The sequence below is a fragment of the Sphingomonas xinjiangensis genome, assembly GCF_014199255.1.
Classification (GTDB): domain Bacteria; phylum Pseudomonadota; class Alphaproteobacteria; order Sphingomonadales; family Sphingomonadaceae; genus Sphingomonas; species Sphingomonas xinjiangensis.
Map to the genome: position 1 here is coordinate 19,367 of NZ_JACIJF010000015.1, position 12,586 is coordinate 31,952.

The 12,586-nt window shown below is 63.2% G+C and carries 8 protein-coding genes, 1 tRNA gene and 1 pseudogene; 9 read left to right on the top strand and 1 reads right to left on the bottom strand.

Annotation, left to right across the window (positions count from 1 at the left end; genetic code table 11):
- Positions 1-15 precede the first annotated feature (15 nt).
- The gene (locus tag FHT02_RS17175; protein ID WP_184090576.1) at positions 16-1,542 is read right to left on the bottom strand and encodes an acyl-CoA carboxylase subunit beta; all 1,527 of its coding nucleotides are present in this window, start codon (positions 1,540-1,542) and stop codon (positions 16-18) included.
- A 238-nt stretch (positions 1,543-1,780) separates the two neighbouring features.
- On the opposite strand from FHT02_RS17175, the gene FHT02_RS17180 reads away from it, so the two are divergent.
- From FHT02_RS17180 to FHT02_RS17220, 9 genes and pseudogenes are all read left to right on the top strand, one after another.
- Positions 1,781-2,539, top strand: a complete 759-nt coding sequence (locus tag FHT02_RS17180; RefSeq protein ID WP_184090579.1) for a class II aldolase/adducin family protein — start codon at positions 1,781-1,783, stop codon at positions 2,537-2,539.
- 58 nt (positions 2,540-2,597) lie between these two features.
- Positions 2,598-3,095, top strand: coding sequence for a (2Fe-2S)-binding protein (locus FHT02_RS17185; protein ID WP_184090582.1), 498 nt, complete (start codon positions 2,598-2,600; stop codon positions 3,093-3,095).
- Between the two features lie 109 nt (positions 3,096-3,204).
- Entirely contained in the window at positions 3,205-4,026 is an 822-nt protein-coding gene (locus FHT02_RS17190; RefSeq protein WP_184090585.1) for an RcnB family protein, read from the top strand.
- A gap of 82 nt (positions 4,027-4,108) precedes the next feature.
- On the top strand, positions 4,109-4,840 hold the full coding sequence (locus FHT02_RS17195) for a 2OG-Fe(II) oxygenase (protein ID WP_343056982.1): 732 nt from the start codon (positions 4,109-4,111) through the stop codon (positions 4,838-4,840).
- A 46-nt stretch (positions 4,841-4,886) separates the two neighbouring features.
- Complete coding sequence (gene recJ, locus FHT02_RS17200) at positions 4,887-6,650, top strand: single-stranded-DNA-specific exonuclease RecJ (RefSeq protein WP_184090588.1); 1,764 nt, start codon at positions 4,887-4,889, stop codon at positions 6,648-6,650.
- A 62-nt stretch (positions 6,651-6,712) separates the two neighbouring features.
- Positions 6,713-6,787: transfer RNA gene (locus FHT02_RS17205), tRNA-Glu, on the top strand.
- 95 nt (positions 6,788-6,882) lie between these two features.
- Positions 6,883-8,682 carry a site-specific integrase gene (locus FHT02_RS17210; RefSeq protein ID WP_184090591.1) on the top strand — a complete coding sequence of 600 codons (1,800 nt, stop codon included), beginning with the start codon at positions 6,883-6,885 and terminating at the stop codon, positions 8,680-8,682.
- 322 nt (positions 8,683-9,004) lie between these two features.
- The gene (locus FHT02_RS17215) at positions 9,005-9,910 is read left to right on the top strand and encodes a sensor histidine kinase (protein WP_246352490.1); all 906 of its coding nucleotides are present in this window, start codon (positions 9,005-9,007) and stop codon (positions 9,908-9,910) included.
- A gap of 125 nt (positions 9,911-10,035) precedes the next feature.
- A pseudogene (locus FHT02_RS17220) lies at positions 10,036-12,520 on the top strand (PAS domain-containing protein).
- The last annotated feature ends 66 nt before the right edge of the window (positions 12,521-12,586 follow it).

Genomic DNA, 12,586 nt, shown 5'->3' on the forward strand with positions numbered 1-12,586 from the left:
GCTTCCGCGAACGGGTCAAAGCGGGATGTTGTCATGCTTTTTCCACGGATTCTCGAGGCTTTTGTTGCGCAGCTTGCGCAACCCCAACGCAATCCGCCGCCGCGTCGAGTGCGGCAGGATCACTTCGTCGATGAACCCCTTGCTTGCCGCCACGAACGGATTGGCGAAGCGCGCCTCATATTCGGCGGTGCGCTCGGCGATCTCCTCAGGCGTCTTGCCCCGGAAGATGATCTCCACCGCGCCCTTGGCGCCCATCACTGCGATTTCGGCGGTCGGCCAGGCATAATTCAAATCGCCGCGCAGATGCTTCGACGCCATCACGTCATACGCGCCGCCATAGGCCTTCCGAGTGATCACCGTGATCTTGGGAACCGTCGCCTCGGCATAGGCGAATAGCAGCTTCGCGCCATGCTTGATGATGCCCGAATGCTCCTGGCCGACGCCCGGCAAGAAGCCGGGCACGTCCACGAACGTGACGATCGGAATGTCGAACGCGTCGCAGAAACGCACGAACCGCGCCGCCTTCTTGGACGAATTGATGTCGAGCACGCCGGCCAGCACCATCGGCTGGTTGGCGACGATGCCTACGGTCCGCCCCTCGATCCGGCCAAAGCCGATCAGGATGTTGCCGGCATGCGCAGGCTGAAGTTCGAAGAACTCGCCCTCGTCCACGACCTTCCGGATCAGCTCGTGCATGTCGTAGGGCTGGTTGGCCGATGGCGGGATAAGCGTGTCCAGGCTCTCCTCGGTCCGGTCCCAGCGGTCCTCGGACGGACGCTCCGGCACATCCTCGCGGTTCGATGCCGGGAGGAAGTCGATGAAGTCGCGCGCGGCCAGCAGCGCTTCGATGTCGTTCTCGAACGCGACATCTGCCACGCCCGACTTGACCGTGTGCGTCGACGCCCCGCCCAACTCTTCCTGCGTAACGACTTCGTTGGTGACCGTCTTCACCACATCGGGTCCGGTGACGAACATGTACGAGCTGTCCTTCACCATGAAGATGAAGTCGGTCATCGCCGGCGAATACACCGCGCCGCCCGCGCACGGGCCCATGATCAGGCTGAGCTGCGGCACCACGCCCGATGCCAGCACGTTGCGCTGGAACACCTCGGCATAGCCGCCAAGACTCGCCACGCCTTCCTGGATGCGCGCGCCGCCCGAATCGTTCAATCCGATCACCGGCGCGCCGACCTTCAGCGCCATGTCCATGATCTTGCAGATCTTTTGCGCATGCCGCTCGGACAGCGACCCGCCGAACACCGTGAAATCCTGCGAAAAGACGAACACCAGCCGTCCGTTGATCGTGCCCGATCCCGTGACCACGCCGTCACCGGGAATGACCTGGTCGGCCATGCCGAAATCGACGGCGTTATGCTCGACATACATGTCGAGCTCCTCGAACGATCCTTCGTCCAGCAGCACGTCCAGCCGCTCGCGCGCGGTCAGCTTGCCCTTGGCATGCTGCGCGTCGATGCGCTTCTGCCCGCCGCCCAGCCGGGCAGCGTCGCGGCGCCGCTCGAGTTCCTCGATGGTCGACGACATGGGTTCTCCTCTCGCCCCGCATCAACCAGAGTTGAGCGACCAGCGCAACATTATCACGCGCCGAAAGCTCGCCCGATTGAGTCGCCACATGGCCGCGCGACACACTGTCCGCACTGTTTTCCGCGTCGACAAGATAGTCTACCGTTCCCTCTCTGCATCGTTTCCAGCCAGCACCGATCGGGTTGCCGCCGCGCCCGCAGCCATGGCATGTTCGCCCGACAAGATAAGGAGAGGAACCATGGCCACTGCGCTCCAGCAGCCTTCGATGTCGGAAGCGGAATGGGAGGCGCGCCAGCAACTCGCCGCCTGCTATCGCGTGTTCGACCTGCTCGGCTGGTCCGAGATGATCTACAACCACATCACGCTGAAGATCCCAGGCGAAGACGGCGCCTTCCTGATCAACCCGTTCGGGCTCCATTTCTCGGAAGTGAAAGCGTCGAACCTCGTCAAGATCGACATCGAGGGCAACAAGCTCGACGCCTCGCCGTATCCGGTGAACCGTGCGGGCTTTGTTCAGCACGCTCTCTTTCACCGTCACCTGCCCGATGCGCATTGCATCGCCCATACCCACACAACCGCCGGCATGGCGGTGAGCAGTGTTCAAGGCGGGCTCAAGCCGATCAACTTCTACGCCTGCGCCTTTGCGGGGCAGATCGCCTATCACGACTTTGAAGGTGTGACGGTGCGCGAGGAAGAAGGCGAGCGGCTGTTGGCCAATCTCGGCGACAAACGTGTCATGCTGCTGCGCAACCACGGGATCCTGGTAATGGGCCGCACCGTGGCCGAAGCGTTCATGAAGCATTGGTCGCTGCAACGCGCCTGCGAGATCCAGCTCGCCACCGCCAGCATGGGCGAGCCGCTGATCGTTTCGGAGGATGTGGTCGCCGTCCATCAGCGCGACCTCCATATGGCACAGGTGCCCGGCGGCCCGGGCGCTGCCGACTTCGCCGCGATGGTTCGCCTGGTCGACAGAACGGACCGAAGCTGGCGGGAATAGTCGTACCTTGCGTCATGCAGGATTTCGAAAACCGGTGTTTTGCGGCTAGATGCCGGGCATGACTCGCTTCACCGTCAACAATCAGCCGGTCGAGTACAAGATGGACCCGCGCACCCCGCTTCTTTGGGCGCTGCGTGACGCATCCAATCTGACGGGCACCAAATATGGCTGCGGAACCGGCGATTGCGGGGCGTGTTCAGTGGATGTGGACGGCACCTTGCGGCTGGCTTGTCAGGAAACGATCGGCGGGCTGGAAGGAACCTTTGTCACCACGGTTGAAGGTCTGCCTCGCGACCGCAGCCACCCGGTTCAGCAGGCGCTGATCGCGGCCAATGTGCCGCAATGCGGATATTGCATTCCCGGCATCGTCATGGCCGCTTCCGTTCTCCTGCGGACCAACCGCAATCCCTCGGATGACGATATCAAAGTCGCCATTCCAAATGTCTGCCGATGCGGCATCTATCCCAGGCTGATCAGCGCGATCACCGATGCCGCGAGGATCGCACGCGGCGACGCGACGCTCGACGGCGCGGACGAGATGGATAACGCGCCATGACGAAGCTTTCCGCTTGCTTTCGGCTCAATTCACGAGCCGCTCATCCGCTGAAGGATAAACCATCGTCATCTCGGAGCCGGCGACTTCGCCGACCGAGCGGAGAGATGGCATGAAGAAGACCTTGTTTGCGACAGTGATCGCCGCAATGGCCCTGGTCCCGCCGGCACTTGCACAGGATCGCGACGGTCGCTGGGGCGGCGGCGGACGCCCCGCTGGTGATGCGCGGCCCGCACCGCAGCAGCGCGAAATGAGCCGGCCCGTTCCCTCCACGCAGCCGGGTCCGCAACGGCAATGGAGCGGCGCAGAGCGCACGCAGGGGCAATGGAGTGGCGGCGCGCGTAACGGGTGGAGTCGCCAGGGTCGGGAGCAGGGGCAGCAACAGGCGCAACGTGAGTGGAATGGCGGAAGCCGTGGTGAGTGGCGCAGGCGCGACGGCGCAAGCCAGGCGCAGCCGCTTCAGTCGCCTGGCCGCCACAGGAGTGAATTTGACCGCGGAAACCGTTCACAAGGCTCCGTAAATCCACAGCAGTTCCGCGGCGGCAATGATCGCTGGAACAACGACCGGCGGAATGATCGCCGCTGGGACAGCGGAAACGGCTTTCGCGGCGACCGCGGCGGCCGCTGGGATAATGGCTGGCGCAACGATCGACGTTACGACTGGCAGGGCTATCGCACGCAAAATCGAAGCTTGTACCGCCTGCCGCGGTATTACGCGCCCAGCGGCTGGGGCTACGGCTATCGTCGCTTCACGACCGGCTTCCGACTGAGCGCACTTCTCTACGCTTCACAATATTGGATCAACGATCCGTTCAACTACCGCTTGCCGGAAGTGTACGGTCCATATCGGTGGGTCCGCTACTACAACGACGCGCTGCTTGTGGACACCTACTCCGGCGACGTGGTGGACACGATCTACGACATCTTCTGGTAAACACCTAAGGGCCCGGCGTTTCGCCGGGCGCTTTCCCGTCGGCCGGCTTGCAATCCGATCATAGCCGGGCGATTTCAGGGAGGTGAGCAAGAACAACGGATTGATGTCGGGCGGTCCTTCGCCCGTTCGCGCCAAGGTCGGCCGCGAGGTCGCGGCCCGGCTCGGAGCCAACCCCAACGTGAAGCGCGTCAAGGTCGACGCAGCGCAGATGTACACCTACGAGCATTTCCTTTCAGAGGACGAATGCGACACGTTGGTTGCGCTGATCGACGAGAAGGCGCGGCCATCAACCCTGCTCGCGGTGACGGACGATCCCGAGTACCGCACCAGCGACAGTTCGGACCTGCACCGCTGGTCAGAGGAGGTATATGCGATAGACCTGCGTATCGCCGAACTGCTGGGCATCCCCGAAGAACATGCCGAAACGATGCAGGGGCAACGCTATTCACCTGGCCAGCAGTTCCGCGCCCATTGCGACTATTTTCACGAGAACAGCCATTATTGGGAGAAGATGAAGGAGAGCGGTGGCCAGCGGACCTGGACAGCGATGGCCTATCTGAACCAAGTGGAGGAAGGTGGCGCGACCTGGTTCCCGCGCGCCGGCATCCGCTTCAAGCCGAAGAGCGGCATGCTCGTCATCTGGAACAACATGGCCCCCGACGGCAGTCCGAATTACGACACCATCCACGAGGGCATGCGCGTGATGGAGGGCACCAAGTACATCATCACCAAGTGGTTTCGCGAGGAACCCTGGATACGGGGCCCGATCCCCACCTTTTTGGCCGCCGCCAAGCAGCAACACACGGACAATTGATCCGTGTCGCCTTGGTCTCGCCACTAGGCGCTCCCAGAGTACCTCAATGTCCTCCGTGCTGAATGTACACCGCTCGATTCTCGGCCAGCCTTGGCGCTGGCGCGGACTGGCAGCCGATGCTCGCGATCCGGGTTTCGCGCCCGATGACCTCGTGACGCAGTTGCTCCTGGCGCGTGGCTGTCCGCGCGACGCGCTCGACGCCCACAAGGCGCCGAGCATCCGCGCGTTCATGCCCGACCCGTCGATCTTCCGTGACATGGACAAGGCCGCCGAGCGCCTGGCGGATGCAGTGCAGGCGCGCGAACAGGTGGCGATCTTCGGCGACTATGACGTCGACGGTGCCACGTCCGCTGCGGTGATGATCCTGTTGCTGCGCGACCTGGGTTTGGAGGCTCGGCCTTATATCCCAGACCGGCTGATGGAAGGCTATGGCCCCTCGGGCGAGGCGCTGGTGCGGCTGAAGCAGGAAGGCGCGAGCCTCATAGTCACAGTGGATTGCGGCGCCCAGGCGTTCGACGCACTGGCAATGGCAAGCGATGCCGGCGCCGACGTGATCGTATGTGACCACCACAAATGCGCCGCGGAGTTGCCGGTGGCAGTGGCCGTGGTGAACCCCAACCGGCTGGACGAGGGCGAAGGTGCGGAACACGGGCACCTTGCCGCGGTCGGCATGGTTTTTCTCCTCGGCGCCGCACTAATCCGAACGCTTCGCAGGCGCGGCTTCTTCGCCTCCCGGCCCGAGCCGCGCTTGCTGGACCTGCTGGATTTGGTCGCTCTCGGCACAGTTGCTGATGTCGCGCAGCTCAAAGGCTTGAACCGGGCCTTTGTCGCCCAGGGCCTGAAGGTCATGGCACAGCGGCGTAATATCGGCATCGCCGCGCTCATCGAAGCATCCCGCCTCACCCGTGGGCCGACCTGCACCGACTTGGGTTTCGCGTTAGGTCCTAGGATCAATGCCGGAGGGCGGGTCGGCCGCTCAGACCTGGGCGTGCGGCTACTCACCACGCGCGATCCCGCCGAAGCGCGGGAGATCGCCGCCGAACTCGACCTGTTGAATGAAGAACGCCGGGCGATCGAAACGGAGGTTCAGCAGGCCGCCGAGTCGCTCTGCTTTGCGAACACCAATCGCACGCTGACCATCGTCGCCGCGCGCGGATGGCATGCGGGCGTGATCGGCATCGTTGCGGGACGCTTGAAGGAAAAGCTCAACCGGCCCGCGATCGTGATCGCGCTTGACCATCAGGGTATCGGCAAGGGATCGGGGCGATCGATCCCCGGCGTCGACCTTGGCGCCGCGGTGCTCGCCGCGAAGGACGCCGGGCTGCTTCACGCGGGCGGCGGTCATGCCATGGCGTGCGGCGTCACCATCGCCGAAGATCGGCTCGACGCGTTTGCCGAGTTCCTGGAGGCGCGTCTGGCCAACCGCATCACGCAGGCTTTGGGAGAACGAGCGCTGCTTCTCGACGCCGTGGTAGCGCCCGGTGGGGTCTGCCCCGACCTGGTGACGGCAATGGAAGCAGGTGGCCCGTACGGCATGGGCTGGCCCGCCCCGCGCGTCGCGGCAGGCCCGTTGTCCGTGCTCAAGTCCGACGTCGTCGGCAATGGTCACGTCCGCGCGATCGTGTCGGGTGATGATGGCCGTAGCATCAAGGCCGTCGCGTTTCGCCAGGCAGAAACCGAGCTGGGAGCTGCCCTGCTCTCCGCCCCCCGCCACCGGAAGCTTTGGCTCGCCGGCCGTGCCAAGATCGACGACTGGGGCTCCCGCCCCGCAGCGGAATTGCACGTAGAAGATGCCGCTTGGGCAGATTAGTTGCGGAAGATGCTTGACCACCGCCCGATCCTTCCCTAACCGGCCCTTCCACGCTCCGGCATGGCCCCTTCGTCTAGCGGTTAGGACGCGGCCCTTTCACGGCTGAAGCACGGGTTCGATTCCCGTAGGGGTCACCAGCGGCCGCCTAAATGGCGGATTGGCGCGGGTTTTGTGGTTTCCATGGACGCTTTGCCCATCCTTGTGTACAAAGGATGCGTACAAAGTGATCCGTATGGCGACCCCTTCCAAAGACCCTCGCACCGGCATCTTCTACTTTCGACGGGTCGTTCCGGCAGCGCTCCGGCCGTTCTTCGACGGCGGCACGAGCGAGTATAAGCGGACCCTCGATACGCGTGATCCCGAAGAGGCGAGGCAGCGCTATCATCCGCATGCGGTAGTGTATGAACAAAAGCTCGCTGCTGCGAGACGCGCCCTCTCCAGCCAACATCTTCGCTCCGCACGCGCGATGGTTGACGCTTATCTGGAGGACACGAGCGAACAGCAGTTGCAAGGGATCGCCCAGAAGCTCGCCTCGCTCGAGTTCGGAGCGTTCACCCACGCCCATGGTCTGACAGACCATGATCCGGGTGCCCGTTACGACTTCGGCACTCCCCCGACGCTCGACGATCTCCGTGACCATGGCGACCGCAAGGCGATGCTGGAGGCCATTCCGGACTTCAAGCCCCTGCCCTGGCTGGAGACGCTGCAGCGCGTTGCTGCCCTGCCGAGCCTCGATCCCATTGACTGGGCCATCGTCATGGTCGCGTTCGACCACGGTGTCGTTCAGCCGATCGAACCACCGCTTTACGAGGCGATTGGACGAGCCTTTCTGGATCGGCTCTGCGCAGCCTGCGCGCCGAAGATCGATCCGGCACGGACCCGCATCCTGCCATCGCCGATCTTGGTCGCCGGGGGCGACACCTCGACGTTGACGATGCGGAATGTCGAGCCCTCATCGAAGGATGCCGCCCCGACCATTACGCAGGTCTTCGAGGAATGGGCTGTTTTCCAGCCACGCGAACCCAAGCTGGTCGACGAGTGGCGCACGGCCATCGGCCGGTTCGCTCGTTTGCACGACGATCCGCCCGTGGACACCATCACCGCATCCATGGTCCGCGCCTATCGGCGCACCTGCGCTGGGCTGCCAGCCCGCGCAGGCAAGAAGATCACTGCCCTGCCGCTCGTCGATCAGGTCGAACTCGCCAAAGCGCACGGCTTGGCGACGCTGTCGCCCGCGACTGTCAACAAAGCGCTGTCTGCGGTTCGCGTGACGCTCGAGCATGCAGTCGAGGAACTCGAGGTCATCAGCGGCAACGTGGCAAAGACGGTCAAATCGCTGCCAACGAGCGAGATCGAAGACCCCCGCCTTCCGTTTGAGCCGCAGGATCTGGTCAGGATCTTCAACGCCCCTCTACCGGAGAAAAGCGGGGTTTCGACCAGCACGTTGTGCTGGACCCTGCTACTTGCCCCCTTCACCGGATGCCGATTGGAAGAGCTAGGCAAGCTGCGCCCTGGTAACATTAAGATCTATGACGGCATCCCCTATATCGCAATCGAGCCCGACCGCGTTCGCGTCCGTGAGGAACAGGAAGGCCCTGCCAAGCGGGTAAAGACTGCGAGCGCTAAGCGCGACATCCCGCTGCACCCGATCCTTATAGAAGCAGGTTTTCTCGACATGGTCGCCAAGCGGCGAGACGAGGGAGCAGAATGGCTCTTTCCGGAACTTGGCACCAACAAATATGGCAGTCGGACGCAGCGCCTTTCGCGCGTGATGAACGACTTTCTCGACCAGATCGGACTGTCGGACCCGGAGCTCGTCTTTTACTCATTCCGGCACACCGGCAAACGGGCCATTCGGGGCAAAGCCAACAAGGAAATCGTCGACCTGCTGTTCGGCCATGCCGATGGATCGGTCAGCACGCAATACGGGCGAGGTGCCGATATGGCGGTCCTTCGCGACGCCATCGAGAAGATCAGCTATCCGGACGTCGATTGGGCTCGGGTAATTGAGAACGCCAGAAGAATGACTTGAATTGGGCCGAAAGCCGACAGGCTGCTTTTAGCCGCGATGGGCGCGATGCAGACGTTCGCTACCAGCCTGCGCCGATTGCCCGAACCTTCTTCACCGTCCACACGACGGCGCCGCAAGATCTGCGGCCCGAGGATTGCGGCCGCTGCTGGTGGCGTTGCGCACGATAACGAGTTAGGTCGTTCCGTACTGCTGCTCCGACAGTACCCTGTTGCTTGAGAGATTTCGACGTTGTCCGCTCAAGGCCCCGGCTCGCACATCTGGCATCCTGAACACCTCAGGCAGGCAATCGACGCTGCAGGCGTTGCGCTGTGGTCCTGGAACGTTGATAGCGACCACTTCACCATGGACGAGCGCGTTCGACCTGTGGGGATTACCTTGGGCTGATGCGGTCTCCTTTGAAGAGCTTTCCGCGCACATCCATCCCGCCGACCGTAACCGCGTTCGGGCGGCGTTCGTGGGCACGCGCTCGGCCGCGGGCTCATACGAGATCGATTTTCGAATCATGCTCGAGGAAGATGTCCGGTGGATCTCCGCTCGAGGTCGTGGCGCGGACGCCGGGATGGTCGATCAGATCATGTTCGGCATTTTCCTTGATGTAACTAATCGAAAGCAGGCCGAAGAAAGCCACGAACTGCTTGCTGGTGAGATGAGTCATCGGGTCAAAAACCTGTTGGCGATCGCGACAAGCCTCACCCACATCTCACGGCGCTCTGCAACCAGTCTCGAAGAGATGGCGACCGACCTGACGCAGCGCCTCACGGCGCTCGGGCGGGCCCATGATTTGGTCCGGCCCCTGTCGGGAAGCGAAGGAAAGGCCGCGCTGCTGGGTGACCTTTTGTCGATCCTGCTTGCGCCCTATGACAACCCGGAGGCGTTCGCTGGACGTATCCGCGTTGCCGTTCCGAGGATGGGAATAGGCGACGGCACCGCCACAACCTTGGCCATGGTGATCCACGAGCTCGCTACCAACTCTGTGAAACACGGCGCCCTCTCGGTTCCCGAGGGCACGCTTGATGTTTCCGGCTCCTGCGATGGAGACCACTTGTCTCTCGTGTGGGCCGAGGACGGTGGGCCACGCGTCAAGGGCAAGCCTGAAATGAGCGGCTTCGGGAGTAAAATGATCTCGCGAAGTATGTCTCAGCAGTTCGATGGCGGGCTCAGATACGACTGGCAGCCCAGCGGATTGGTCGTGACGTTGCGGATGCGCAAAGGTCGTCTTGCAGCCTGACCACACCTAGAACTTGCATCCTTTTGTGGCCCCCCTTCGCGGGCAGCCCCATCGGCCGCTCCACGGAACTAAGAACTCGCGGCGGCGCTGATGCGGCGGGCCCGGAGGTACAACGGGTACGAGCAATGCGTGGTAGGGTGAGTGGATTGAAAAACGAGGCGGAGCACGTTCTGGCTGGGGGAGGCCAGACAGGGGCCCTCTTGCGCGCCATCGACTGGACTGCGTCGCCGCTTGGACCGCCTTCCAGCTGGCCGCAGCCTCTGAAAACGCTGTTGAGCGTGATCCTTGGATCCGACCAGCCGATGTTCGTCGTTTGGGGTGCCGAGGGATCGCTCCTGTACAACGACGCCTACAGCGAAATTCTCGCGGCGAAGCACCCCGCCGCGCTTGGCCAGCCGTTCCTGAAGGTGTGGGCCGAGATCCGGAGCGAGCTGATCCCAATCGTCGAGCAGGCGTACCGCGGCAAGCCGGTCCATATGAGCGACATCGAACTCTATATGGAACGCAAGGGCTTCAAGGAGGAAACGCACTTCGCCTTCTCCTACACCCCGGTCCGCGAGGAGCGCGGCGCTATTGCGGGTTTCTTCTGCGCATGTACCGAAACGACTGGCCAGGTGCTCGCCGACCGGAAAGCGGCCGCCGCAACGGACCGACAACGGCGGCTCTTTCAGCAGGCACCTGGTTTCATCACAATCCTGGGGCAACCAAGCCACGTCTTCGAATTCGTCAACGACGCTTACGTCAGGCTGTTCGGAAACCGCGACTATAACGGGCGAACCGTCAGGCAGGTCTTCCCGGAACTGGAGGGCCAAGGCTTTTTTGAGCTTTTGGATCAAGTCTATACCAGGGGTGAGCGTTATTCAGCCTACCACCTGCCCGTGCGCCTCCGCCTGTCTCCGGGAGAACCCGAGGTCGAGCGCTACCTGGACTTCATTTACGAGCCCGTCGTCGACGAAGCCGGGCGAGTCACCGGGGTATTCTGCGAGGGTTACGACGTCACCGATAGTCACGCCGCGCAGGTTGCCCTGCGGGAGAATGAGGCGCGTCTTCGCGAACTGAATTCAACGCTGGAGCAGCGAGTGGCAGAAGCCCTCGCCGAACGCCGCATCCTCGCCGAGGTCGTGGAGACGACCGACACCTTCATCCAGGTCGCTGACCTTGATTTCCGGTGGCTCGCCATCAACCGGGCCAGCGCAGAGGAGTTCGAGCGCATCTTCGGCGTAAGACCGAAAGCCGGTGACTCCATGCTGGATATACTGGCGGACAAGCCCGAGCTTCAGGCGCAGGTGAAGCAGGTATGGGCTCGCGCGCTCGCGGGTGAAGCCTTTACGCGGATCGACGAGTTCGGCGACCCGGACCGTTTGCGCCGCTATTATGAGATGAAGTTCAACGTTCTGCGGGACGGCAATGGACAGCGGATCGGCGCGTACCAGTTCGTTCATGACGTCACTGACCGGCTACATCGCGAGGCTGAACTCGCTCAGGCGCAGGAGGCCCTGCGGCAAAGTCAGAAAATGGACGCGATGGGCCAGCTGACCGGCGGCGTCGCGCATGACTTCAACAATCTGCTCACGCCGATCATCGGCAGCCTCGACATGCTCTACCGAAAGGGCGTGGGCGATGCGCGGACGCGCCGCATGATCGATGGCGGCCTCCAATCGGCTGAGCGTGCGAAGACGCTCGTGCAGCGTTTGCTGGCTTTCGCGCGTCGGCAGCCGCTGCAGCCTCAAGCCGTCGATGTCGGAACTTTGGTCCACGGCATGGAAGACCGTGCTTGCAAGCACGGTCGGGCCTCGCATCGAGATCAGCCTGGACGTGCCCACCGACCTGCCTGCCGCGGTAGCGGATGCCAACCAGCTTGAGATGGCTCTCTTAAACCTCACGGTGAACGCGCGCGACGCGATGCCGGACGGCGGGAACCTCACCATCGCCCTGGCCGCGGACAACCTCGAGCATGATCACGGTGGGTTGCGGCGCGGCCGGTACCTTCGGCTCTGCGTACACGACACCGGCATCGGAATGGATGCGGCTACTCGGGCCCACGCCACCGAGCCGTTCTTCTCGACTAAGGGAATCGGGCGCGGAACGGGCCTTGGATTGTCCATGGTGCATGGCCTGGCCGCCCAACTCGGCGGGGCCCTGACGATCGAGAGCGAGCCGGGCGAAGGAACCACGATCAAGATCTGGTTGCCCGTGGCCGAAGCCGGCTCAAGGAACCCGGCTCAAGCCACCGATCCAGAGGTCGGACCCGGGTCGGGAACGGTCCTTCTCGTCGACGACGAGGCGCTGGTTCGCGCCAGCACCGCTGAGATGCTGACCGAGCTCGGTTATTTCGTGATCGAAGTCGAATCCGCCCGTGAGGCCCTGCGCCGCCTAGATGAAGAGGTGAGCGTGGACATTCTCGTCACGGATCACCTGATGCCCGGAATGACGGGCACCGCGCTGATCGCGACGGTCCGCAAGCGGCGCCCGAACCTGCCCGCCCTTCTGGTCTCGGGCTATGCGGATGTCGATGGCACCGGACCCGAGCTGGAACGTCTGACAAAGCCGTTCCGCCAGGCAGAGCTCAGCGCTGCGGTTGCGAAGCTGTTGCTCGCCAGTGACGCGTGACGCTGGCCGCGCAGTGGCGAGCCCATCCATGGGCCCGGCGACTTGAGTATGCGTGCAGCGCTCCCA